Consider the following 24,615-nt stretch of genomic DNA (forward strand, 5'->3'; position numbering starts at 1 on the left):
CGCCTTTGATCTTCGGCTCAGCCCTGCCGCAGCCAGACCACGCCCAGCGGCGGCACCTGGAGGGCGGCCGAGGCCACCATCCCGTGCCACGGCACGTCCTCGGCGCGGACCTCGCCCAGGTTGCCCACCCCGGACCCGCCGTAGTGGTACGCGTCGGTGTTGAGCACCTCCTGCCACGTCCCGCCGGCCGGCAGGCCGATCCGGTAGTCGTGCAGCGGCCGGGCGGAGAAGTTCGCCACGCAGACCAGCGTCGAGCCGTCCGGGGCGATCCGGACGAACGACACGGTGTTGTTGGCGACGTCGTCACCGGCGATCCAGCGGAAGCCGGCCGGCGCGGTGTCCTGCGCCCAGAGCGCCGGGGTGTCCCGGTAGACCCGGTTCAGGTCGCCGACGAGTCGCTGCACACCGGCGCGGGCCGGGTCGTGGAGCAGGTACCAGTCGAGGCCGCGCTCCTCGCTCCACTCCCTGTCGTCGGCCAGCTCGGAGCCCATGAAGAGCAGTTGCTTGCCGGGGTGCGCCCACATGTACGCCAGCAGCGCCCGGACGTTCGCCAGCCGTTGCCAGGTATCGCCGGGCATCTTGCCGGTCAGCGAGCCCTTGCCGTGCACCACCTCGTCGTGGCTGATCGGCAGCACGTAGTTCTCGCTCCAGGCGTACGCCAGGGAGAAGGTGAGCTGGTGGTGATGGTGCTGGCGGTAGATCGGGTCCTTCGAGGTGTAGAGCAGGGTGTCGTGCATCCAGCCCATGTTCCACTTGAACCCGAAGCCGAGCCCGCCCTCGGCGGTGGACCGGGTGACCCCCGGCCAGGCGGTGGACTCCTCCGCGATCATGACGACCCCGGCGTGGTGCTTGTAGACGGTGGCGTTGACCTCCTGGAGGAACGTGATGGCCTCCAGGTGCTCCCGCCCGCCGTACCGGTTGGGGACCCACTGGCCGTGCTCGCGGGAGTAGTCCAGGTAGAGCATCGAGGCGACCGCGTCCACCCGCAGCCCGTCGACGTGGAACTCCTCGCACCAGTAGAGCGCGTTGGCGACCAGGAAGTTGCGCACCTCGTTGCGGCCGTAGTCGAAGACGTACGTGCCCCAGTCGGGGTGCTCACCGAGGCGCGGGTCGGGGTGCTCGTAGAGCGGGGTGCCGTCGAAGCGGGCCAGGGCCCACTCGTCCTTGGGGAAGTGCGCGGGCACCCAGTCCAGCAGGACGCCGATGCCGGCCTCGTGCAGCCGGTCCACCAGGTGCCGGAACTCGTCCGGGTCACCGAACCGGGAGGTCGGCGCGTAGTAGCCGGTCACCTGGTAACCCCAGGAACCGCCGAACGGGTGCTCCATCACCGGCAGGAACTCCACGTGCGTGAAGCCCAACTCGGCGACGTACGCGGTGAGCTGCTCGGCCAGCTCGCGGTAGCCGAGGCCGGGCCGCCAGGAGCCGAGGTGCACCTCGTAGACGCTCATCGGCTCCTGGTGCGGCTGCCGTTCGGCGCGCCGGGCCAGCCAGTCCGCGTCGTTCCACCGGTACGTCGAGTGGTGCACCACCGAGGCGGTGGCGGGAGGCACCTCCGCGTACGCGGCGAGCGGGTCGGCCTTGTCCCGCCACTGGCCGTCGGCGCCGAGCACCCGGTACTTGTAGCGCGCGCCGACCCGGGCGTTGGGGACGAACAGCTCCCACACCCCGCTGGAACCGAGTGACCGCATCGGCCAGCCGTCGTCGGGGGCCCAACCGGTGAAGTCGCCCACCACCCGGACGCCCCGCGCGTTGGGCGCCCAGACGCTGAACGCGACACCCTCGTCGAACACCCGGGCGCCGAGCGCCTCCCACAGCCGCTCGTGCCGCCCCTCGCGGATCAGGTGCAGGTCCAGCTCGCCGAGGGTCGGCGGGTAGCGGTACGGGTCGTCGTGCGCGACGCCGTCGACCTCCACCCGGTAGTCGAGCACCGTGCCTTCCACCTGTGCCTCGAAGACGCCGACGTCGTGCACCCGCTTCATCGGGTGCCGCTCGTCGCCGACGAGCAGCACGACGTCACCGGCGCCCCGCCGCATGGTGCGGATCGTCGTCCACCCGTCGGCGGGGTGCGCGCCGAGCAGCGCGTGCGGGTCGTGCGTCGCGCCGGAGATCAGCTGGTCCATCGGTCGTCCTTCGGGGCGGGAGCGGTCGGCGCGGAGCGGGTCGGGCGGGCGGCAGTCGGGCGGGGCGCCGACGGGCGGGCGGCAGCCGCGCGGGCCGCCGCCCGGGACGCCACGGTGGCCGGTGTCACCGGCGCGGTCGCCGGGGTCGCCGGCGCGGTCGCCGGGGTCGCCGGCGCGTTGGCCGGGGTGGCCGGTGTTTCGGGCGCGGCAGCCGGGGTCACCGGCGCGGTGCCGCCGGACAGCTCGTCCGGCACGTCGGCGACGGTCAGGTCCGCCGGCTCGGCCCCCGCCGGTTCGACGGCTGCCGGCTCGGCGTCGGCCACCTGGGGCGTGCTCGGCGGCGTCGGGCGGCGCACCGTCAGCACGTGCGCGGGTTGCAGGTACGGGTCGAGTCGTACCGCGTTGCGCTGCCCCCAGTCGTAGCTGGTGCCGGTCAGCTCGTCGTGCACGGTGAACCGCTCGTGCCAGTCGAAGCCGAGCGCCGGCATGTCCAGCGTCGTGTTGCCCCACTGCACTGTGTGCGAGTCGAACGAGCAGACCACGATCACCGTGTTGCCGGTCTCCGGGTCGTGCTTGGACCAGCACAGCAGCGCCGGGTTGTCGATCTCGTGGAAGCGCAGGTTGCGGAGCTGGTGCAGGGACGGGTTGTCGCGGCGTACCCGGTTGAGGGTGGTGAGGAACGGGGCCAACGAGCGGCCCTGCGCCTCGGCGGCGGCCCAGTCCCGGGGGCGCAGCTCGTACTTCTCGTTGTCCAGATACTCCTCGGCACCCGGCCGGGCCACGTGTTCGAACAGCTCGAAGCCGGCGTACATCCCCCAGGAGGGGGAGAGCAGCGCGGCCAGCACCGCCCGGATCTTGAACATCGGCGGGCCGCCGTGCTGCAACGACTCGTGCAGGATGTCCGGGGTGTTCGGCCAGAAGTTCGGCCGCATGTAGTCGGCCGCCTCGACCAGCTCCTCGCAGTACTCCCGCATCTCGGCGGCCGTCGTGCGCCAGGTGAAATAGGTGTACGACTGGGTGAAGCCGATCTTGCCCAGCCCGTGCATGATGGCCGGCCGGGTGAACGCCTCGGCCAGGAACAGCACGTCCGGGTCGACAGTCTTCACCTCGGCGATCAGCCAGTGCCAGAAGTCGAACGGCTTGGTGTGCGGGTTGTCCACCCGGAAGATCCGGATGCCCTCGCCGACCCAGTGCAGCACCACCCGGAGCACCTCGGCCCGGATGCCCTCCGGGTCGTTGTCGAAGTTGATCGGGTAGATGTCCTGGTACTTCTTCGGCGGGTTCTCCGCGTACGCGATGGTGCCGTCGGCCCGGGTGGTGAACCACTCCGGGTGCTCGGTGACCCACGGGTGGTCCGGCGCGCACTGCAACGCCAGGTCCATCGCCACCTCCAGGCCCTGCCCGGCGGCGGCCTGGACGAAGGCCCGGAAGTCCGCGATCGTACCCAGATCGGGGTGGATCGTGTCGTGGCCGCCCTCGGCGGCGCCGATCGCCCACGGTGAGCCCACGTCGGTCGGGCCGGCGGTCAGCGCGTTGTTGCGGCCCTTGCGGTTGACCCGGCCGATCGGGTGGATGGGCGGCAGGTAGAGCACGTCGAAGCCCATCGCGGCGACACCCGGCAGCCGCTCGGTGGCGGTGGCGAAGGTGCCGGACCGACCGCCGACCGCCCCCTCCGAGCGGGGGAAGAACTCGTACCAGGCGGAGTAGAGCGCCCGCTTGCGGTCCACCCAGATGGAGTACGTGTCACCGGCGGTGACCAGCTCCCGCACCGGGTGCTCCCAGAGCAGGTCGGCCAGCGCCAGCGCCGGGTCCACCCGCTGTGGCAACGGCAGGTCGGTGTCCGCGAGCGCGGTGAGCGCGTCGGCGAGCCGGCCCCGGTCGGCGGCCGGCACCAGGTCCCGGGCGGCGGCGAGCACCCGGGCGCCCTCGGCCAGGTCGTTGGCGAGGTCGGCCGCGCCCTGACCGGCGGCGATCTTCTTGGTGACGGCGTTCTGCCAGGTCAGGTACGGGTCCTGGAACGCCTCGACGGAGAACGTCCACGCGCCGACGGCGTCCGGTGCGATGGTGGCGTGCCAGCGGTCCTGGCCGGGCTCGCCGGGGCGCATGCGGGTGAACGGCCGGGTCACCCCGTCCGGGCCGGCCCACACCACGTTGCAACCGAGCGCGTCGTGCCCCTCCCGGTAGGCGCGCGCCGACACCGGAACCGGCTCGTCGACCACCGCCTTCGCCGGGTACCGCCCGCACGAGACGACGGGGGAGACGTCTTCGATCGGGAACCGTCCTGTCACCCCGCCAACCTACTGTGCGAGATCCGCTCGCGCGCGGGCAAGCGCCCGGTCCGATCGGCGCGCACGCGGCGGGCGGGGTATCGAGATCCACCCGGGTTGCAGGAATCCGCGGTATCCGCGCGACCCGGATGCGACTGTTTCCGGAAACCTGAGTGGATCTAGGCCGGGTGGGGGACATCGACGTGGCGGCCTTCGCCTGAGCAGGGCTGGTCGTCCTCAGGCCGCGCCGACGGAGCGGTAGACCTCCACCGTCTGCCCGGCGATGGCGTCCCAGGAGAAGTGCTCCACCGCGCGCCGCCGGCCGGCCAGGCCGAACCGCTCGGTACGGGCCGGGTCGGCCAGCAGCGTGTTGAGCGCCGCCGCCAGGTCGGCCACGAAGCGGTCCGGGGCCAGCGGCGTCCCCGACCCGTCGGTGGCCTGCTCGATCGGCACCAGCAGCCCGGTCTCACCGTCGGCCACGACCTCGGGGATGCCGCCGGTGGCGGTCGCCACCACCGCCGTCTCGCAGGCCATCGCCTCCAGGTTGACGATGCCCATCGGCTCGTACACCGACGGGCAGGCGAAGACGGTGGCGTGGGTGAGCACCTGGATCACCTCGGGCTTGGGCAGCATCTCGGCCACCCAGACCACCCCGGAGCGGTTCGCCCGCAGCTCGGCCACCAACTCCTCCACCTCGGCCGCGATCTCCGCCGTGTCCGGCGCGCCGGCCAGCAGCACCAGTTGGGTGTCCGCCGGCAGCTCCCGGGCCGCCCGCAGCAGGTACGGCAGACCCTTCTGCCGGGTGATCCTGCCCACGTACACCACGCTCGGGCGGGACGGGTCGACGCCGAGCCGGTCGAGCACGTCGGTGCCGGGGTCCGGGGCGTACTGCACGGTGTCGATGCCGTTGTAGACCACCCGGACCTTCCCCGGGTCGACCTGCGGGTACGCCGTCAGCACGTCGGCGCGCATCCCGGCGCTGACCGCGATGATCGCGTCGGCCGACTCGTACGCCGTGCGCTCGATCCACGAGGAGAGTGCGTAACCGCCGCCGAGCTGCTCGGCCTTCCACGGCCGCAGCGGCTCCAGACTGTGCGCGGTCACCACGTGCGGCACCCCGTGCAGCAACTTCGCGGTGTGCCCGGCCAGGTTCGCGTACCAGGTGTGGCTGTGCACCACGTCGGTGCCGGCCGCGCCGGCGGCCATCTCCAGGTCCACGCCCATCGTCCGCAGCGCGGCGTTCGCGCCGCTCAGGCCGGGCGGTTCGGGGTACGCGGTGACGCCCGGCTCGGTGCGCGGCGCGCCGAAGCAGCGGACCCGGACGTCGGCGAGGCGGCGCAGCTCCCGGGCCAGGTACTCGACGTGCACGCCCGCGCCGCCGTAGACCTCCGGTGGGTACTCGCGGGTGAGCAGGTCGACGCGCAGCGGGCTGGGTTCCGTCATGACCCCGCACCCTAGTCCGTCATGTCCCCGCGCCCTAGCGCAGAAGACTCCTCGTACGAGTGGTGAAGTGGCACGCGGGTGGATAGCGTCGGGGCATGGCTGCCAAGGTGCTCGCGATCGTCCTGGCGGGTGGTGAGGGCAAGCGCCTGATGCCACTCACCACGGACCGGGCCAAGCCGGCCGTCCCGTTCGGCGGGATGTACCGCATGGTCGACTTCGTCCTCTCCAACCTGGCCAACGCCGGCTATCTCAAGATCGTCGTGCTGACCCAGTACAAGTCCCACTCCCTCGACCGACACATCACCAAGACCTGGCGGATGTCCACGCTGCTCGGCAACTACGTCACTCCGGTGCCGGCGCAGCAGCGTCGTGGTCCGTGGTGGTTCGCCGGCTCGGCCGACGCCATCTACCAGAGCTTCAACCTGATCAACGACGAGCAGCCCGACTACGTGATCGTCTTCGGCGCCGACCACATCTACCGGATGGACCCGCGGCAGATGGTGGAGGACCACATCGCCTCCGGCGCCGCGGTGACCGTCGCCGGCATCCGGCAGCCGCTGTCGATGGCCGACCAGTTCGGCGTCATCGAGGTCGGCGAGGACGGCCGGAAGATCCGCGCGTTCCGCGAGAAGCCCACCGACGCTGTCGGCCTGCCCGACGCGCCGGACGAGATCTACGCCTCGATGGGCAACTACGTCTTCACCACCCGGGCGCTGTGCGAGGCCGTCGAGCGCGACGCCGCCGACAAGACCAGCAAGCACGACATGGGCGGCAGCATCATCCCGATGCTCGTCGAGCGGGGCGAGGCCAACGTCTACGACTTCCGCGACAACGAGGTGCCGGGCAGCACCGACCGCGACCGGGGCTACTGGCGCGACGTGGGGACGCTCGACTCGTTCTACGACGCGCACATGGATCTGATCAACGTGCACCCCGTGTTCAACCTCTACAACTTCGACTGGCCGATCTACACAGAGCAGCCACCGTGGCCGCCGGCGAAGTTCGTCCACCAGTGGGGTGAGCGGGTCGGGCGCGCGGTCGGCTCGATGGTCTCCCCCGGGGTGGTGATCTCCGGCTCGCTGGTGGAGAACTCGATCGTCTCGCCGAAGGTGCGGGTGCACTCCTGGGCGCACGTCGAGGGCTCGGTGCTGATGGAGGGTGTCGAGATCGGCCGGCACGCGGTGGTCCGGCGGGCCATCCTGGACAAGAACGTGTTCGTCCCGGAGGGCGTCGAGATCGGCGTCGACCTGGAGAAGGACCGGCAGCGCTACACCGTCTCCGACAACGGCATCGTGGTGATCGGCAAGGGCCAGAAGGTCGAGCCGTGACCGACCCGCACAGATCGAGGAGGATTCCGCAGTGACCCACCCCCGTGCCGGCCAGCCCGCCCAGCCCGCCGACCTGGTCGACGTGCCGCGCCTGGTGACCGCCTACTACGCCGAGCATCCGGACCCCACCGACCCGGCGCAGCAGGTCTCGTTCGGCACCTCCGGCCACCGCGGTTCCAGCCTGCGCAACGCGTTCAACTCCGACCACATCGTGGCGGTCACCCAGGCGCTCTGCGACTACCGGCGCGAGCAAGGGCTGGACGGTCCGCTCTTCCTCGCCCGGGACACCCACGCGCTCTCCGCGCCGGCCGCGGTGGACGCCCTCGAGGTGCTCGCCGCCAACGGGGTCACCGTGCTGCTGGACAGCCGCGACGGCTACACCCCGACGCCGGCGTTGTCACACGCGATCCTCACGCACAACCGGGGCCGGACCAGCGGGCTCGCCGACGGCATCGTGATCACCCCGTCGCACAACCCGCCGGACGACGGCGGTTTCAAGTACAACCCCACCAACGGCGGGCCCGCCGACACCGACGTGACCCGCTGGATCCAGGACCGGGCCAACGCGATCCTGGCCGGCGGGCTCAAGGAGGTCCGCCGGGTCACCCACGCGCGGGCCCGGGCCGCCGACACCACCGGGGAGTACGACTTCCTCGCCCACTACGTCGACGACCTGCCCACGGCGATCGACATCGACGCCATCCGCGACGCCGGGGTGCGCATCGGCGCGGACCCGCTGGGCGGGGCGAGCGTGGCGTACTGGGGTGAGATCGCCGAGCGGCACCGGCTGGACCTGACGGTGGTCAACCCGACCGTCGACCCGACGTGGCGGTTCATGACCCTGGACGGCGACGGCAAGATCCGGATGGACTGCTCCTCGCCGAACGCGATGGCGTCCCTGATCAGCGCCCGCGCCAACTACCAGATATCCACGGGCAACGACGCTGACGCCGACCGGCACGGCATCGTCACCCCGGACGCCGGCCTGATGAACCCCAACCACTTCCTGGCCGTGGCGATCGGTCACCTGTTCCGTACCCGTACCGAATGGGGTCCGGACGCCGCGGTGGGCAAGACGCTGGTCTCCTCGTCGATGATCGACCGGGTCGCCGCCGACCTGGGCCGACCGCTGCTGGAGGTGCCGGTCGGCTTCAAGTGGTTCGTGCCCGGCCTGCTCGACGGCGCCGTCGGATTCGGCGGCGAGGAGAGCGCCGGGGCGTCCTTCCTGCGCCGCGACGGCTCCACCTGGACCACCGACAAGGACGGCATCCTGCTCTGCCTGCTCGCGTCCGAGATCCTGGCCACCACCGGGCGCAGCCCGAGCGAGCACTGGGCGGAGCTGGCCGAGCGCTTCGGCGCGCCCGCGTACGCCCGGATCGACGCCCCGGCCACCCGGGAGCAGAAGGCGGTGCTGGGCAAGCTCTCCCCGGAGCAGGTCACCGCCACCGAACTGGCCGGTGAGCCGATCACCGCGACGCTCACCACCGCCCCCGGCAACGGCGCGCCGATCGGCGGCCTGAAGGTCAGCACCCAGTCCGGCTGGTTCGCCGCTCGGCCCAGCGGCACCGAGGACGTCTACAAGATCTACGCCGAGTCCTTCCAGGGCCCCGACCACCTCAAGCAGATCCAAGAGGAAGCCAAGAACCTGGTAGACAAGGCCCTGACCCAGTCCTGACCCCCCGGCTTTCCCACCCCCTGCCCTGCACCACCCTGCCCAGGGCCCCACCCCTGACCTCGTTGATCATGAAGTTATTGTCACGACACGCCGCGGCGGATGGTCATAACTTCATGATCAACGGGGCCGGGGTGGGCCGGGGTGGGGTGGTGGGGTGGGGTTAGCAGGGTGGGGGGTCGGCGGACGGGGGGAGTTGCTGGCCGCGCCGGCGTAGCTCTTCGGGGAGCAGCTCGCGTAGCTGCTCGGGGAGGAACGGCAGGTCGAGCAGCGTCATCTTCAACTGGTTGCGCTCCTGGTAGCGCAGCGGGTCGAAGCGCACCACCAGCCCGGCGTCGCGGCGGTAGGAGATGTCCACCGCCCCCTCCGTCGCGGCGTCGCGGAACACCAGCCCGTCCATCTCCACCACCACCGGTGACGAGTTGGGTTGCAGCTCCAGCCTGATCTTCTCGTCCGGGGAGAGCACCACCGCCCGGGAGATGCCGGCCATCGGCGCCGCCGGCGTGATCACCACCGAGTCCGCCGCCGGGGAGATCAGCGGGCCGCCGGCGGCGTAGCTGTACGCGGTCGAGCCGATCGGGGTGCTGACCACCACGGCGTCGCTGCGGTAGTAGCCGTACTGCTGGCCGTCGATGGCGAGCGTGACGCTGACGAAGCCGGCGCCCGGCTGGCGGACCAGCGCGATGTCGTTGAACGCCACCACGTCGTCGCCGCACACGTCGCAGGCGAGGCAGGCGTGCGACTCGATGGTGAAGTCCTTGGACAGCAGCCTGCTCAGCGCCTCGGGCAGGTCCGGCGGCTCGATCTCGACGAGAAAACCCAACCGACCCAGGTGTACGCCGAGCACGGGCTTCGGATCGAGGATGGCGGAGCGGAGCGCGCCGAGCATGGTGCCGTCGCCACCGATGGAGATGAGCGCGTCGGCGCGGGCGGCCACCTCCGCCTCCGGCACCGCTTCGACGCTGGACGGGACGCGGCGCTGGTCCTCGTCGCGCACGTACAGCGTCTTGTGGTGACGAGTCGCCCACCGTTCGATGATTCCGACCACCTCGGTGACATCCCGGGTGGGGTGCAGCACCAGTCCCAGCCCCGACACCCGTACAGCTCATCACATCGGTGGCGGGCGCACCCGGCGTACGCGGAAGGTGCGCCGACGGCCCGTGGGCCGCCGGCGCACCTTCGCCGCCGTCAGCGACGGGGTCGACCGGTGAGGTGGGTCAGTGAGCGGGCGACCAGGTCGTCGCGGGCCGCCGGGGAGAGGCCCTCCAGCCCGAAGCCCAGGTACACGGTGTCCGCGGTGACCACCACCGAGCCCTCCTCGAACGCCTGCTGGCTGCGCGACCAGTCGTTGGCGTTGCCACCGGAGCCGGCCGGCGGCCCGGCCACCGTCCAGCCGCCGAGGTCGGTGGTCTCGAACGAGGTCTCCGCCACCGTCGACCCGTCGACGATGACCCGGGCGTCGTCCAGGAACACGCCGAGGCCCTGCGTGCCCCAGTCCGAGGCGTACGTGATCGACACCTCGACCTGCTTGCCGGCGTACGCGGTCAGGTCGACGGCGAACTCCTTCCAGCCGCTGGACGTCCCGGTCGCCGCGTTCCAGCTGCCGGTGCTTCCGGTGGGGGAGCAGCCGGCGCCCTGGTAGTGGGTGATGAACGGGTGCAGCTCGTCCCAGCCCGAGGCGCAGCTCTCCCCGGTCTCGGTGGTGGTCTTGCCGTTGAGGTCCGGCAGCGTCGTCCAGGTGTCGCTGCCCACCTCGTGCGCCTCGACGAAGAGGAAGTCCCAGTTCTGCTCGATCTCGTACGAGGTGAAGAAGCGCAGCTCGCCGCTTGTCGCCCCGGTGAGGTCGACGGTGCGGGTGAGCCGCTTGTACGACTCGTCGGCCTGCCCGCTGTGCAGATACCACTCGCCGGTGCGCGGGTCGAACGGCGCGCCGCCCGGTCGGGTCCAGCCCACCGGCGAGGAGCTGGCGAACTGCGGGAACTCGTCCGGCGGCAGGAAGCTCGACGTGGTCAGGAACGACGCGGTGTGCGCCTGGTTCTGCGCCGAACCGGGCGCGTTGAGCTGCCCCTCGAAACCGGCGAACGCGCCGTCGCGTCCGGCGACCGGGAACGGCTCCCCGTCGGGCGAGGTGCCGCCGTCGCTGACGTACGTGTGCGCCCCCAGCCAGTACTGCTGGAAGTCGTTCAGCAGCGGCAGGCAGGTGGGGTCGTCGGCGTTGGTGCACTCCGGCGGCGCGTCCGGGTGGTAGACGTAGGAGCCGTTGGCACCCTGGGCGAACAACGCGTACTGGCCGCCGACCAGGAGTTTGCCGCCCTCGTTGAGGTAGTCCCGGACGGCCAGCTCGGTGTCCAGCGCGGCCTTGGCCGCGGTGCCCGCCACCTGGCCGGGGGAGCGCATGATCACGTCGTCGCCGGTCTCCCACACCACCGCCTTGTAGTGCGACAGCACACCGAGCGGGTGCGGCGCGCGGCGGCCCATCGCGTCGAAGTCGTACACGTCGCTGCTGCGTCCGGCGGCGGTGAGCGACGCGGCGATCTCGTCGGCGTACTTTGCTGTGGTGCCGGTCTGCGTCGGGCTGAGACCGGTGACGTCCTCCGCGGCGAGGATCAGCACGTCCCCACCGATGTCGGCGTTCACCCGGTAGGTGAAGTGGTCGCTGGCGACCACCCCGACGCGGGGTTTGCTGCCGGTGAACCACACCTCCACCCGGTCGCCCGGCTTCGCGCCGCGGACGGTGCCCCGCAGCTCCGCGTAGTAGTCGTCGTGCGTACCGCCGTACCGCTCGCCGCCACGCCACTCGCGGGCCGCGACGGTCTTCGGCCGCGCGCCGTTGATCACGTAGTGCATCTTCACGTTCTTCAGCGCCCGCCGGGTGATCGCGGCGACCTGCTGGTCACGCCCGTACGAGTCGTCGAAGGCGTCCACCACGAAGTCCGGGGTGCTCCGTCCGACCACCGAGACCGGCTCGTCCGGGTCGGCCGCCGACTTCGCCACGGCCAGCGCGAACGGCAGGTTCTTGCTCACCTCTCCCGCGATCAACGTCTCGTCGTCGGGGAAGATGAAGCCGCTGACGCAGTCCTCCGGACGCCACTCGTCGTCGGGGTCGACCGCCGAGGCGGCCTCACACGTGGACATCTCCGGGGTGAAGCCCAGCGTGCCGTACCGGACGGTGGCGTGGCTGTCGGTGTCACCGTTCGTCGTGTACAGCTCGGCCGAGATGTCCGGGTCGTAACCGGGCACCGCCGGGTTCGCGTCGTCCCCGGCCATCGCCTTGTAGATCTCGTCGTCCGGGGTGGGGGTGCTCACCTGCCAACCGAGGCCGTAGAGCAGCAGCTCCGCCGCCGAGTGGTAGTTGACGAAGAACTCGAACCCGACCCGCTTGAAGAGCTGGTCCAGGGCCTTGGTCTCCGGCTCCGAGTTGGGCCCCGGCCCCCGGTAGGTCTCGCTGTTCGGCTCCGGTGACGAGCCCTCGTTGTCGTACCCCCACTTGTAGCTGAAGTTGCGGTTGAGGTCCACGCCGTCGCCGGAGGTGATCTGTCCGTCGCCGTTGTTGTCCCGCAGGTTCTTGCGCCACAGCCGGTTGCCCGGCGTGAAGGTGAAGTCGTATCCGTCCGGGTTGGCCACCGGCAGGAACCACAGCTCGGTCGTGTCCAGGAGCCTGGTGATCTCCCGGTCGGTGCCGTAGCTGTCCAGCACGTGGTGCATCAGCCGTCGGGTCATCTCCGGCGTGATCCACTCCCGGGCGTGCTGCGCGCCGGCGTAGAGCACGGCGGGCCGCTTCCCGTCGGCGACGGTCCGCGCGTTCTTGGTGACCTTCACCGCGATGATCGGCTGACCCTGCTGGGTGCGGCCGATCGTCTGCACCTTGGTCAGTTTGGGATACCGGGCCGCGGTGGCATTCATCTCGTCCCGGAGGCCGCCGGGCGCGCCGTAGGGCCGGAACGCCGTCCAGCCCGCCGCCGCCTGCTCTCGCAGCGCCTGCGACGCGTCCTTACCGCGCACCTTCTTCACCGACAGGGGGACACCCTGGTCGGTCAGCCGCTTCGCCTGCCGGCGGCTGAGCACCGTCTCGACAGCCGTACGCCCGGTCGAGTCCACCTTCGCGTCGTGGCCGAGGTCGACCCCCGCCGCGCGTAGCTGGTCCCGCTGTTTGGCGTCGACGGTGCCGACGTACACCTCGAGGCCGTCCCGGGCGCCCGGTTCGGATGGTGGCCGCGCGCTGGCGGGTGGGGTCAGTGCCAGTGCGCCGAGCAGGGTGACCACGCTGGCGATCGCCAGTCGTCTCGGTCTCATCGCGCCTCCTTGGGTCAAGGACCTTAGGCGCGAGCTTTCGGCGTGAACTGATCTCTGTCAATCGGTCGATGGGTGGGTCGTTGCTGCCCGTGTCGACGTCGGTGCCGGTTGTGACAGTCCGGCCGGGGGTGGACCGCAGGTGGGTGGCGGAGTTCCGTCACCTCAGCTGGGCGGGATCGTTACGGGAGGTGTTCTGTCCGGTAGCGGTGGGTCGTTGCCGCCGATGCTCCGTAAGTGAGGCTTTCAGGTGCCCAGTCGTATTCGCACCATGATCCGCAGGGTCCGGGGCCACCTCGCCGGCTCCCGGCGAAGCACGAGGCGATCGACAAGATCGACGGCCTGACGGTCTGCCGCCGCCGGGGTCCGTCCACCGCGGATTCCGCCGTCACTGCACCCTGGCCTCGCTGGATGTACAGGTGGCCGGATCCACACACCGAGGAGTTGTCCATGCGCATTCTGATCACCGGCGGGGCCGGTTTCATCGGTTCGAACCTGGCCCGCGCCGCGTTGGTCGATCCCGCGGTGAAGGAGGTGACGATCCTCGACGACCTGTCGGTCGGGCTGCGCGGCAACCTCGACGGGCTGGACGTCAACCTCGTCGAGGGGTCGATCCTCGACCCGGCCGCCCTGGACGCGGCGATGGCCGGCCGGGAGGCGGTCGTGCACCTGGCGGCGCTGCCCAGCGTGCCCCGCTCGTTGCGCGACCCGCTCGCCTCCCACCACGCGAACGCCACGGGCACGCTCATGGTCCTGGAAGCGGCACGACGGCACGACGTCGGGCAGGTCGTGGTCGCCTCCTCCTCGTCGGTCTACGGCCTGAACCCCGCGCTGCCCAAGGAGGAATTCGCCTGGACCCGACCGATGAGCCCGTACGCGGCCAGCAAGCTCGCCACCGAGGCGTACGCCCTCGCCCATCAGGCGTCGTTCGGCCTGCCGACGCTCGCCTTCCGGTTCTTCAACGTCTTCGGCCCCGGGCAGCGGCACGACCACGTGTACGCGGCTGTCATCCCCCGCTTCGTCCACGCGGCGCTGCGCGGGGAACCCGTCGTGCTGCACGGCGACGGCACCCAGTCCCGCGACTTCACCTACGTCGGCACGGTGTGCGAGGTCATCCTCGACGCGCTCCGTCGGCGGGTGCACCACCCGCACCCGGTCAACCTCGCCTTCGGCGAGCGGGCCAGCCTGTTGGAGGTGCTCGACGAACTCACCGACCTGTTGGGCCGCCCGATCGCCCGCGAGTACGCTCCGCCCCGCGTTGGCGACATGGCGCACTCGCTGGCCGACAACACGGTGCTGCGGGAGCTGTTTCCGGCGGTCGTGCCGATCGCCCGTGTCGACGGCCTCCGGGCGACGATCGAGTGGATGGCCGGGTTGTCGCACACCGACCACGCCATACCGCGGTGACGCAGAAGGCGACCAGCCGGGCCCCGCTCACCGCCGACGAGCCCTTTTCACCCGCCGTCACCGAAGCGTCGGCCGCCCCGGAGGCCGAAACCCGGCGCGGCCGGTCGCGGCTCCGGCCGGCGGGGCGGGACCGTCGGCTCAGCGTGGACATCGGCACCTCGCTGGTCGCCAAGGGCGTCGGTCTCGCCGCGCCGCTGGTCATCACCCCCACCTGCTTTCGGTACCTGGGCGACCAGCGGTACGGCCTCTGGATGACGGTCACCGCGCTCACCGGCATGGCCTGGTTCGCCGACCTCGGGCTCGGCAACGGTCTGCTCACCCGGCTGAGTCTGCTCTCCGACGACCCCCGCCAGCGGGCCCGGGAGATCTCCAGCGCGTACGCCACGCTCGGCGTCGTCACGCTTGCCCTGCTGGCCGGGCTCGCCCTGGTCGAGCCCCTGGTGCCCTGGGCCCGGGTGTTCGGCGTCACCGACCCCGCCATCGCCGGGGAGGCGTCGACCCTGGCCCTACTCTGCTTCGGCGCGTTCGCGGTCAACATCCCGCTGTCGTTGATCCAGCGCATCCAGTACGCCCGTGCGCAGGTCACCCAGACCAACGCCTGGCAGGCGGCCGGCTCCCTCACCTCGATGGTGGCAGTGCTCGGTGCGATCGCGGCCGGGAGTGGCCCGCTGACCGTGATCGCCTGCGCCGTGCTGACCATCCCGGCGACGAACCTGGTCAACACACTCGTCTATTTCTGGCGTCAGGAGTCCACCGCCCGGCCCCGCCCGCACCTGGTGCACCGGGCTACGGCGGTGGGCCTGCTCCGACTGGGCCTCCAGTTCTTCGCGCTCTCCGCGATGTCGTCCATCGCGCTCAACATGGACAACCCGCTGGTCGCGCACGTCCTCGGCCTCACCGTCGCCGCGTACTACGCCGTCGTCGGGAAGCTCTTCGCCGTCCTGTCGCTGTTCGTCGGGCTCGTCGGGATGACGATCTGGCCGGCCAACGGCGTTGCCCTCGCCCGGGGCGACACCGCCTGGGTACGCCGGATCACCCGGCGGATGATGCTGCTCAACGGCGTGATCGTGGGGACGGCCGGGCTCACGATCGTCGTCGGCGGTCATCGGCTGCTCGATCTGTGGGTCGGTGGGGTCGACCCGGCGGTGGTGCCGGTCGCGGTCCTGGGCGCGCTCGCGCTCTGGGCGGTGCTGGTGGCGACCGCCTCGCCACTGCTGATGGTGCAGAACAGCATCGGCCTACTGCGCCCGCAGTTCGTCGGTTGGGCCGCGTTCCTGCTGCTCGCGACCGGCCTGAAGATCGCTGGCCTGCGCGAGTTCGGGCTGGTCGGCCTGCCGGTGGCCGGCTGTCTGGCCTACCTGCTCACCCTGTGGCCCGCCGCCGTCGTCGGCTACCGGCGCGCGCTGGCCACCTCCCCGTCCGCTGCGCCGCGCAGCGCAGCCGACGTGACCGTTTGACCACCGGGAGCGGCGGCCAGCCGGCCCCCGGTCAGCAACCTTGGAGAGTGTGTCGATGAAACAGGCGCAAATCGTCGTCGACGCCGCCGGCGGGGCGGGCGGGGGGGCCGGCCGGCTCAAGACCGAACTCGACGCCTTCCTCGCCGAGCGCGCCGCCCCGATCCGGGTCGTCGGTCGGGACCGCCAGCTCACCGCGTCGTGGCTGATCCGACGTGAGGTGGTCGCCGGCGACGTCCCCGTCGTGGCGGCGCTGAACAACGTCTCGTTCGCCTGGCGGGGCATCGAGCGGCGGGTGCTGGTGCACAACGCGCTGCACTTCCTGGCACCCGCCGAGGGGCACCTGTTGACGGTGCAGCCCCGGTCGCTACGGGCGCAGATCCCCGTGGTCCGGCGCCTGCTGCACCGCGCGGACGTGATCGCCGTCCCGTGCTCGGCCATGGCGCAGCGGGTCGTCGACCGGGTGCCGGCGGTTCGCGACCGACTTGTGGTGCTCGCGAATCCGGTCAGCCCGGTCGGCCCCCGGGTACCCACCGGCGAGGTGTCGACGATCCTCGTCCCGGTGGTGCCGTCGCCGTTCAAGAACGTGGTGGCCGAGCTTCGCGTGCTGCTCGCCGCGCTCGACCGGCGTCAGCAACCGACCCGGGTACGGATGACCGCGTACCCGCACGAACTGCCGGACGACCTGGCCCGACACCCGCGCCTGGACCTGCTCGGGCAGCTGACGCACCACGAGCTCAGCGAGCACTGGCGACGGACGACAGCCGTCTTCTTCCCCTGCCAGGTGGAGTCCTTCGGATATCCGCTCGCCGAGGCGCGCGTCTACGGCCTGCCGGTGTTGGCGCCGGACACCGCCCAGTCGCGGGAGGTCGCGGGCAGCGCGCTGACCCCGTACCGGTTGGCCGACGTGGACAGCCTCGCAGAGGCCCTGGACGGCATCCACCGGACGGTGGTTCCGGAACCCGACGCGTTCGAACGGGGGGCGTACTTCACCCGGCTGTTGGGACTCGACCGGGGGCGTCCGGGCCACCAGGCCGACCGGTCGCCGGCTGCCGAGGCGCGGGCGGTGCGCCCGTGACGAGCGGCCGGACCGCGACGAGCGGCGCTGTCGGCGACCGGACCGGGGGTGACGGCCGGTGCCGGGTGCTGCGGGTCGTCGGTGAGCTGAATTTCGGCGGCACCGAGATGCGGACCGCCGAGTTGCTGCCGCGTCTCGCCGCAGCCGGAACCGCGGTGCACTTCGTGACGCTCAGCGACCGGATCGGGCCGGGACCGCTGGCCGAGGCGGCCGTCCGGCACGGCGGATCGGTCACCCCGATCCCGCTGGATGCCCGGCTCCCGCTGCGCTTCCTCCGGCTGCTGCGGCGGCTGCGTCCGGACGTGGTCCACGTGGACTGCGCCAACTTCTCCGGCGCGGTGCTCAGCCTCGCCCTGCTCGCCCGGGTGCCGACTCGCGTCGCTCACTTCCGCGGCGACGACAACCAGCACCGCAGCCTGCGCCGGCGGGTGCAGCGGTCGGTCTGGCGTACGTTGTTGCGGGCGTCCGCCACCGACATCCTCGGCGTCTCGCCCAGCGCGCTCACCTGCGGCTATTCCCCGTCCTGGCCGAACGACAGGCGATGCCAGGTCGTCCTTAACGGGCTGGACCTGGACCGGTTGCACCAGCCGACCGGCCACCACCTGCGCGCCCTGACCGGGGCCGGCCCGGACGAGCTGCTCTGCGTCAGCGTGGGACGGGCCTCGCCGGAGAAGCGGCGCTGGCTGCTGCCGCCGATCCTGGCCGCTCTGCGCGACCAGGGCGTCGACGCCCACGCGGTGCTCGTCGGCCCCTCCGACGACGGCGACGACGCCCGGGTCCGCGCCGCCGCTGCCGAGCACGGGGTCGCCGACCGGGTGCACCTGCTCGGCCCACGCGACGACGTGGGCGGGCTGCTCCGCCAAGCCGACGTGGTCGTCCACCCGTCCTGCCTGGAAGGGCTGCCGGGCGGCGTGCTGGAGCCCGTCGCCCTCGGGATCGGCACGGTGGCCGCCGACCTGCCCGGTGTGCGCCTCATCCAGCAGCACCTGCCCGGCGTCACCATCGTCGACACCGACGCGGCACCGGCGGCCTGGGCGACCGCGGTGCAGACCGCCGCCGGCCACACCGTGGCGACGGACCCCGCGGCGGCCCGCGAACGCTTCCAGGCGAGTCCCTTCGCGATCGAGGAGGCGGTGACGACGCACCTGGCGATCTACCGGCGGCGGTTACCCGGAGGGCCGCCGACCGCACCCGTTGTCGAGAACAGAAACCGGCTGTCGGCCACTTCGGAACGGTGAGAAGGACGAACGAGCAGACGACGATGCTCGGCAGCGTGCCCCCCGGGAGGCAGGACGTCGCGGTCGGTTCCCGTACGGGAACGTCACCTCGTGACGGTCGCTGACCCGCCGGCCCCGCGAACCACCGACGGCCGCCCGGCTCGGGGCGGCCGTCGGTGGTTCGCGGTCGGAGTCGTTACCGCACGGACACCCGCTCCCGTCGGCCCGGCCCTCCGGTCGGCTGTCGCCGACCGACCGGGCTGTGCGGGTGCGGCCTGCCATCGGGACGTGCCGTGATGAAGACGGTCGCCGGAACCCCTGTCGCGTGCCGCCCCGCGCGGGCCCGCACCAGGGCGCCGGCCACGGAGAGCCAGAACACATAGGGGTACGGCTGCCCCATGCCGAACATCGTCGACTCGGTGACCTGGATCAGCAGGCCGGTGACGATGAGCCAGAGCAGCCCGGAGTTGAGCGCGCCGACCGGGGCCAGCAGCACCACCCGTATCGCGACGAACAGGAGCAGGAGGATCGGCGCGAGGCCGATGACGCCCAGCTCCAGCAGCCACTGCAGGTAGCTGTTGTGCACCAGGTTGACGCTGACGTCGAAGAATCCGTCCTGCCGGGTCTGCTCGAACAGGTGGATGCCCGACGCGTAGCCGAAGCCCAGCGCCGGGCGGCTCTGCCACAGCTCGACGGTCGCCTGCCAGGTCTGGGAACGTCCGTTCGAGAGGTCGCCGTTGTCCGGGTCGGTGAACCGGGCGGCGAGGGTCTCCAACCAGGTCGAACCGAGGACGCTGGGCAGCATACCGAACAGGTACGCCAACCCGACGGCCCCGACCGTCACCACCAGCAGGCGCGCCACCGGCCCGGCCCCGTGCCGCAGTAGCACCCAGAGACCCCCGACGACGACGGCGATCAACGCGGTGCGGGACTCGGTCATCGGCAGGAGGATGATCGCCGGCACGATGCCGATCAGCTGGACGCGCCGGTGCGACTGCCGGTAGAGCGCCCACCCCAGTGGGATCGTCAGAGCACAGATGATGCTCAGCATGTTGGGGTTGGAGTACAGGCCCTGGAACCGGTCGCTGAACGAGGTGGCAGCCGCGACGCCGGTGATGCCGTAGCCGAGACTGACCACCAGCGACGTGCTGAGCAGCACGTAGACCACGTGCAGATCAGCGGCGGTGGCCTTGCCGTCGACCCACCGCCTCCACAGCAGCACGTGGGCCAGGGCGGCCAGGAGCACCAACGCGATCGCCTGCTGCAGCGTGTGCAACGGGCTGACCGACCACACGCTGCTCAGCGTGGCCAGGCCCGCAGCCGCCCAGAGCGCGCCCACGAACAGCCTGGTCGGGTGGTCCGGCTGTCGGATCTGGCGACGTCGTTCCGCCAACGCCCAGAGGACCAGGCAGCCGACCGCGACGTAGCGCGCGTAGAAGCTGAGGCTGACCAGCGCGGGCATGTTCGACGAGGCGCAGACCAGCAACACCGTGGCCACGGCCAGGATCCGCTGGAAGCCGTCGAGCCGCCGGCTGAGATACAGGGCGACGAGCAGCAGGCCCACCCCCGCCGCGATCATCGGTTCGCCCACCGCGAGGGCGGTCGTGACCGCCGTGAGGCATGCCGCCCCGACGACGAGGGCGACGAGGCCAAGGCGCTCTACCACGTGATGTCCTGTCAGAAGAGGGGTCGCCGTGCCGCCGACCCCGGCGTACGTGCGGTCAGACCCCGGTGGTGTGTCGGCTGGTCAGGGCCTCGGGCGCGCTCCACCTGGCCCGCGCGTCGTGCAGCTGCCGGATCAGGTCCGGCCAGGACGGCGGGCGGTACCCGGTGGTCTGCGCCAACGCGTCGGCGCACATCGACCGGTCCAGCACCACGTCGGCGTTCGGCCGCAGCTCGCCCCGCCAGCCGTACACATCGGCGACCAGGTGGAGAAGGTCGTACTTCGAGATGGGCTCGGTGGCGAGGTGGTACAGCCCGGTCAGGTCCTCGCGGGGCAGGACGACCTCGCGCAGCAGGCGGGCGAACTCGACCGTCGTCACGCCGCTGTAGATCGCCCTGGTGTACCCGCCCACCGGGCCCTGCTGAGAGAGGAACCAGTCCAGCAGCGACCGGTTGGTGGTCAGCTCGTGCCCGATGATCGACGTGCGGAGCGTGAGCGCGGGCGCCATGGTGGTCTCGCCGAGCAGCTTGGAGCGCCCGTAGAGGTCCGGCGGGTCCGGCAGGTCGCTCTCCCGGTAGCCGCCGCGGGCACCGGAGAACACGCAGTCGGTGCTGACGTGCACCAGACGGCTGCCGCGGCGCGCGCAGGCGTCGGCCAGCAGGTGCGGGAGGAGCGCGTTGAGGTGCACCGTCTGGACGGCGTCCCGCACGTCCGGACGCTGCTTGATGACCCCGACGCAGTTGACGACCACGTCCGGCCGGATGTCGTCGAGGACCTGTCGTACCTGGTCGAACCGGCTGACGTCGAGGGCCGGGGTGATCCGGGCCAGCAGGTCGGGCGGGAACAGGTGGGCGCGGTCGTCCATGCTCCGCGCGGCGCCGTACACGTCGAGGCCGGGGTCGACGCTCAACTCCCGGACCAGCGCGTGGCCCAGCATCCCGGTCGCGCCGAGGACGAGGACGCGTCGCGTCATCGTGACTCCTTGTCCCGGCGGCTTCTGGCCCGCCGTGCCGCATCGGTGAGCAGGTCGGAGAGGACCTGCACATTCGTCGCTTGACTCAGGTGGGTGAGGTAGTGCTGGCGACCGGCCCGCCCCATCGCCCGCAGGCGTGACCGCGGTGTCTGCCGGGCCCGGCGGACGACCTCGGCCAGGCCCGCCGGGTCCTCCGGCGGGGCGTCGAAACCGGCGCCGGCATCGCGGACGACCCGGGCGGCGTCGCCGGGCGCGCAGACCAGCACGGGTTGGCCGCAGGCCAGGATCGTCTGGACCTTGCTGGGCACGGTGATGTGGAAGAGCGGGTCGTTCGACAGGGACACCAGGTGCAGGTCGGCCGCCGCCATCCGGGCGGCCAGGCGATCCGGCGGGATCGGGTCGAGGAAGTGGACGTGGCCGGGCCGGGCCTGCGCCGCCCGGGCGATCAGCGCGGCCTTTTCCACCCCGTCGCCGACCAGGACCAGGTGGACGTCCGGCAGGTCGTGTAGCCGGGCCATGGCGTCGACCACGGTGTCGAGTCGCTGTGCCGGGCCGTGGTTGCCCGCGTACAGCAGGACGAAGTCGTCGTCGCGCAGGCCGAGCCGGGCGCGCAGCCCGGCCTCGGGCTCGGTCGGCTGCATGATCTTCTCGTCGGCCCAGTTGTAGACGACCGACACCTTCTCGGCCGGCACGCCGCGGGCGATGAGCGTGTCGCGGAGGCCGGGGGCGGGCACTGTGACGTGGTCGGCCCAGCGGTACGACCGGTGGGTGAACCAGCCGAGGCTGGCCTCGGCGAGGCGGCGGGTCACCCCGTCGGTGAGGAAACCGGTGGCGAAGACGGAGTCCGGCCAGAGGTCCAACACCATCGTCACGTACGGGGTGCCCCAGCGTCGCCGCGCCGTCATGGCCGCCGTGGTGGCGGTCACCGGCGAGGAGTAGACCAGGGCGACGTCGGCGCTGCGCAGGACGGACCCGCCGAGCAGCGTCGAGGAAGCGGCCCAGCTCAGGTAGTTGGCGGCCCGGCCGAGGGCGGACCGGTCGTGGCTGGGGTGCAGCGGGGTACGCACGATCCGGCTGCCGTTGCGTACCTCGACGGTCCGCCGCCGGGCCGAGTAGCCGTCGTACACGACGCCCTTCGGGTAGTTCGGCACGCCGGTGAGCACGTCCACGTCGAATCCGCGTCGGCGCAGCGAGTCGCCGATGCCCTCGGCGAACGGCGCCGGCTCCGGGGGGAACCACTGGCTGACCAGTGCGACCCGGTCCGGGCGTCCGTTTCCGGTGGGGGCGCTCACGCCGCTACGGCGTCGAGGTGCGCGCGCACCTCGGGCAGGCCCAGCAGCAACGACTCGATCTCCGGTACGACGAGACGCCGGGTGTTGTGCGAGTTGAAGTCCTGGGTGCCGCGGTCGACGGTGCCCTCGTCGAAGTAGAGGGCGTAGTTGAGGTCCCGGCTGTCCACCGGCACCCGGAGGAACTCGCCGAAGTCCTCGGCGCGGGACAGGTCCTCGCGGCTGGCGAGGGTCTCGTAGAGCTTCTCGCCGTGCCGGATGCCGAGGACGTTCATCTTGACCGGGACGGCGAACAGGTTGCACAGCGCCGTGGCCAGGTCGCCGATGGTGCAGGCGTCGGCCTTGCGGATGAAGATGTCACCCGGCTGGCCGTGCCGGAAGGCGTGCTCCACCAGGTCCACCGACTGCTCCAGCGACATCAGGAAGCGGGTCATCGTCGGCTCGGTGACCGTCAGCGGCGTCCCCTTGCGGATCTGGTCGATGAAGAGCGGGATCACCGAGCCCCGCGAGTACATGACGTTGCCGTAGCGCACACAGCAGACCCGCGTCCGGGCCGCCGGGTTGTTGCGCGCGTGGGCCTGCGCCACCTTCTCCATCAGCGCCTTGGTCATGCCCATCGCGTTGACCGGGTAGACGGCCTTGTCGGTGCTCAGCAGCACCAGCGCCTCGACCCCGTTGCGCTCGCAGGCGTCCACCACGTTGGCGCTGCCCAACACGTTGGTCCGCAGCGCCTCCAGCGGAAAGAACTCGCAGGAGGGGACCTGCTTGAGGGCTGCGGCGTGGAACACGAACTCGGTGTCCCGGCTGGCCTTTGCCACCGAGTCGTAGTCGCGCACGTCGCCGACGTAGTAACGGACCCGGTCGTCACGGAGCCGGTGCCGCATCGCGTCCTGCTTCGACTCGTCGCGGCTGAGCACGCGCACCTCGCTGGCGCCGGCGTCGAGCAGGCGCCGCACCATGGTCTGCCCGAAGGAGCCGGTGCCACCGGTGATCAGGAAACGTCGCTCCGACAGCGAGGACATCACATCTTCTCCCGCGCTCTGCGCTGTTTCAGGGGGACTCGCAGTAGTCATAAGTCCGGACCATACCGTCCTAATCAGACCACTATCCGCGAAAACCAATAATGGTGAGCAATTTTGATATGCGACTAATTTTCATCGAAAATGCCGCTACCGCCGACTATCTCGGCTCGTTTGTCCAACGATCGAATTGGCGGCCCGAGACGGATCCCGGCGTACGCGTCGGCGGAGGGTGGAGACATGACACGGGTGATGACTGTGGTGGGGACCCGACCGGAGATCATCCGGTTGTCCCGGATCATGGCCGGGCTCGACCAGACGGTGGAGCACGTGCTCGTCCACACCGGGCAGAACTGGGACCCGACCCTCTCCGAGGTCTTCTTCAAGGAGTTGGGCCTGCGCGAGCCGGACCGCTTCCTGCGGGTCGACACGTCCTCGCTGGGACGGGTGCTGGGCGGCGTGCTGATCGGCATGGAGACCGCCATCGCCGAGGCGCGGCCGGACGCGCTCCTCGTCCTCGGCGACACGAACAGCAGCATCGCCGCCCTGATGGCCCGACGGATGCGGGTGCCCGTCTACCACATGGAGGCCGGCAACCGGTGCTTCGACCTCAACGTGCCGGAGGAGACCAACCGGCGGCTGGTCGACCACATCTCCGACTTCAACCTGGTCTACAGCGAGCACGCCCGCCGCAACCTGCTCGCCGAGGGGCTGCACCCGCGCCGGATCCTGCACACCGGCTCGCCGATGCGGGAGGTGCTGAACCACTACGCCACCGACATCGAGGGTTCCGGCGTCCTCCGCCAGCTCGGCCTCGAACCCGGCGGCTACTTCGTGGTCAGCGCGCACCGGGAGGAGAACGTCGACCAGCCGGCCCGGCTGCACCGGCTGCTCACCTGCCTGCACGCCGTACGGCAGACCTTCGGGTTGCCGGTCCTGGTGTCCACCCACCCGCGGACCCGCAAGCGGTTGGAGGCCCTGACCGACGCCGACCTCGGGACCGACGGCATCGCCTTCCACGAGCCGTTCGGACTCTTCGACTACGTACGCCTACAGAGCCAGGCCCGGTGCACCCTCTCTGACAGCGGGACGATCAGCGAGGAGGCGGCGATCCTCGGCTTCCCGGCGGTCACCCTGCGCGACTCGATGGAACGCCCGGAGGCGTTGGACGCCGGCGGCATCATCATGACCGGCCTCGACCCGGAGGGCGTGATCGAGGCGATCCGGGTCACAGTGGCCCAGGTCGCCGCGCAGGGGGTGCCCTGTCCGGCCGACTACCAGGTGCCGGACACCTCCCGCCGGGTGGTCGACTTCATCCTCTCCACGGTTCGCCGGCACCACGACTGGGCGGGCATCCGCCGCTGATCCGCGTACCCGACGAACGGGCCGGCGACC

The 24,615-nt window shown here is 71.3% G+C and carries 15 protein-coding genes and 1 pseudogene; 7 read left to right on the forward strand and 9 right to left on the reverse strand.

The features are described from left to right. Positions 1-17: 17 nt before the first annotated feature. From glgB to glgA, 3 genes and pseudogenes are all read right to left on the reverse strand, one after another. Positions 18-2,120, reverse strand: coding sequence for a 1,4-alpha-glucan branching protein GlgB (gene glgB / locus O7634_RS19850; protein WP_278151613.1), 2,103 nt, complete (start codon positions 2,118-2,120; stop codon positions 18-20). A 209-nt stretch (positions 2,121-2,329) separates the two neighbouring features. Further along, positions 2,330-4,408: pseudogene (locus tag O7634_RS19855) on the reverse strand (maltotransferase domain-containing protein); the annotation flags it as partial. A 216-nt stretch (positions 4,409-4,624) separates the two neighbouring features. Next, positions 4,625-5,830: a glycogen synthase gene (gene glgA, locus O7634_RS19860; protein WP_278151615.1), complete on the reverse strand. Its 1,206-nt coding sequence runs from the start codon at positions 5,828-5,830 to the stop codon at positions 4,625-4,627. Between the two features lie 95 nt (positions 5,831-5,925). Here glgA and glgC point away from each other — a divergent pair, with 95 nt between their 5' ends. Both glgC and pgm read left to right on the forward strand, forming a co-directional pair. Next, positions 5,926-7,158: a glucose-1-phosphate adenylyltransferase gene (glgC, locus tag O7634_RS19865; protein ID WP_278151616.1), complete on the forward strand. Its 1,233-nt coding sequence runs from the start codon at positions 5,926-5,928 to the stop codon at positions 7,156-7,158. Between the two features lie 31 nt (positions 7,159-7,189). Beyond that, on the forward strand, positions 7,190-8,833 hold the full coding sequence (gene pgm, locus O7634_RS19870) for a phosphoglucomutase (alpha-D-glucose-1,6-bisphosphate-dependent) (RefSeq protein WP_278151617.1): 1,644 nt from the start codon (positions 7,190-7,192) through the stop codon (positions 8,831-8,833). A 160-nt stretch (positions 8,834-8,993) separates the two neighbouring features. Here the strand turns inward: pgm and O7634_RS19875 are convergent, their stop codons facing one another. Both O7634_RS19875 and O7634_RS19880 read right to left on the reverse strand, forming a co-directional pair. Then, positions 8,994-9,926, reverse strand: coding sequence for an NAD(+)/NADH kinase (locus O7634_RS19875; RefSeq protein WP_278151618.1), 933 nt, complete (start codon positions 9,924-9,926; stop codon positions 8,994-8,996). 92 nt (positions 9,927-10,018) lie between these two features. After that, entirely contained in the window at positions 10,019-13,123 is a 3,105-nt protein-coding gene (locus O7634_RS19880; RefSeq protein WP_278151619.1) for a M14 family metallopeptidase, read from the reverse strand. A 447-nt stretch (positions 13,124-13,570) separates the two neighbouring features. Here O7634_RS19880 and O7634_RS19885 point away from each other — a divergent pair, with 447 nt between their 5' ends. Genes O7634_RS19885 through O7634_RS19900 form a run of 4 tightly spaced genes read left to right on the forward strand, consistent with a single transcriptional unit; the run spans position 13,571 to position 18,297 of the window. Then, positions 13,571-14,527, forward strand: coding sequence for an NAD-dependent epimerase/dehydratase family protein (locus tag O7634_RS19885; RefSeq protein WP_278151620.1), 957 nt, complete (start codon positions 13,571-13,573; stop codon positions 14,525-14,527). After that, positions 14,524-15,984 carry an oligosaccharide flippase family protein gene (locus O7634_RS19890; RefSeq protein ID WP_278151621.1) on the forward strand — a complete coding sequence of 487 codons (1,461 nt, stop codon included), beginning with the start codon at positions 14,524-14,526 and terminating at the stop codon, positions 15,982-15,984. The genes O7634_RS19885 and O7634_RS19890 overlap by 4 nt, the downstream gene beginning before the upstream one ends. Positions 15,985-16,039: 55 nt before the next feature. Beyond that, positions 16,040-17,059, forward strand: a complete 1,020-nt coding sequence (locus O7634_RS19895; protein WP_278151622.1) for a glycosyltransferase — start codon at positions 16,040-16,042, stop codon at positions 17,057-17,059. Then, positions 17,056-18,297, forward strand: coding sequence for a glycosyltransferase family 4 protein (locus O7634_RS19900; RefSeq protein ID WP_278151623.1), 1,242 nt, complete (start codon positions 17,056-17,058; stop codon positions 18,295-18,297). Before O7634_RS19895 ends, O7634_RS19900 begins: the two co-directional genes overlap by 4 nt. Before the next feature lie 175 nt (positions 18,298-18,472). On the opposite strand, the gene O7634_RS19905 is transcribed toward O7634_RS19900, so the two are convergent. Genes O7634_RS19905 through O7634_RS19920 form a run of 4 tightly spaced genes read right to left on the reverse strand, consistent with a single transcriptional unit; the run spans position 18,473 to position 23,223 of the window. Further along, complete coding sequence (locus O7634_RS19905; RefSeq protein WP_278151624.1) at positions 18,473-19,942, reverse strand: O-antigen ligase family protein; 1,470 nt, start codon at positions 19,940-19,942, stop codon at positions 18,473-18,475. Positions 19,943-19,997: 55 nt separating this feature from the next. Then, positions 19,998-20,912 carry an SDR family oxidoreductase gene (locus tag O7634_RS19910; protein ID WP_278151625.1) on the reverse strand — a complete coding sequence of 305 codons (915 nt, stop codon included), beginning with the start codon at positions 20,910-20,912 and terminating at the stop codon, positions 19,998-20,000. Beyond that, positions 20,909-22,204: a glycosyltransferase family 4 protein gene (locus O7634_RS19915; RefSeq protein WP_278151626.1), complete on the reverse strand. Its 1,296-nt coding sequence runs from the start codon at positions 22,202-22,204 to the stop codon at positions 20,909-20,911. The genes O7634_RS19910 and O7634_RS19915 overlap by 4 nt, the downstream gene beginning before the upstream one ends. Continuing rightward, positions 22,201-23,223 (reverse strand): polysaccharide biosynthesis protein, encoded by a 1,023-nt coding sequence (locus tag O7634_RS19920; RefSeq protein WP_278151627.1) that lies wholly within the window; start codon positions 23,221-23,223, stop codon positions 22,201-22,203. The genes O7634_RS19915 and O7634_RS19920 overlap by 4 nt, the downstream gene beginning before the upstream one ends. Before the next feature lie 237 nt (positions 23,224-23,460). Here O7634_RS19920 and wecB point away from each other — a divergent pair, with 237 nt between their 5' ends. Then, entirely contained in the window at positions 23,461-24,585 is a 1,125-nt protein-coding gene (gene wecB / locus O7634_RS19925; RefSeq protein WP_278151628.1) for a UDP-N-acetylglucosamine 2-epimerase (non-hydrolyzing), read from the forward strand. Positions 24,586-24,615 lie beyond the last annotated feature (30 nt).

The sequence above is a fragment of the Micromonospora sp. WMMD1120 genome (assembly GCF_029626235.1).
GTDB lineage: Bacteria > Actinomycetota > Actinomycetes > Mycobacteriales > Micromonosporaceae > Micromonospora.

Bases quoted from the DNA above. Each gene is read 5' to 3' on its own strand.
- O7634_RS19910 (WP_278151625.1), bottom strand. From the start codon at position 20,912: ATGACGCGACGCGTCCTCGTCCTCGGCGCGACCGGGATGCTGGGCCAC.
- O7634_RS19895 (WP_278151622.1), top strand. From the start codon at position 16,040: ATGAAACAGGCGCAAATCGTCGTCGACGCCGCCGGCGGGGCGGGCGGG.
- glgC (WP_278151616.1), top strand. From the start codon at position 5,926: ATGGCTGCCAAGGTGCTCGCGATCGTCCTGGCGGGTGGTGAGGGCAAG.
- wecB (WP_278151628.1), top strand. From the start codon at position 23,461: ATGACACGGGTGATGACTGTGGTGGGGACCCGACCGGAGATCATCCGG.
- O7634_RS19880 (WP_278151619.1), bottom strand. From the start codon at position 13,123: ATGAGACCGAGACGACTGGCGATCGCCAGCGTGGTCACCCTGCTCGGC.
- glgA (WP_278151615.1), bottom strand. From the start codon at position 5,830: ATGACGGAACCCAGCCCGCTGCGCGTCGACCTGCTCACCCGCGAGTAC.
- O7634_RS19885 (WP_278151620.1), top strand. From the start codon at position 13,571: ATGCGCATTCTGATCACCGGCGGGGCCGGTTTCATCGGTTCGAACCTG.
- glgB (WP_278151613.1), bottom strand. From the start codon at position 2,120: ATGGACCAGCTGATCTCCGGCGCGACGCACGACCCGCACGCGCTGCTC.
- O7634_RS19920 (WP_278151627.1), bottom strand. From the start codon at position 23,223: ATGTCCTCGCTGTCGGAGCGACGTTTCCTGATCACCGGTGGCACCGGC.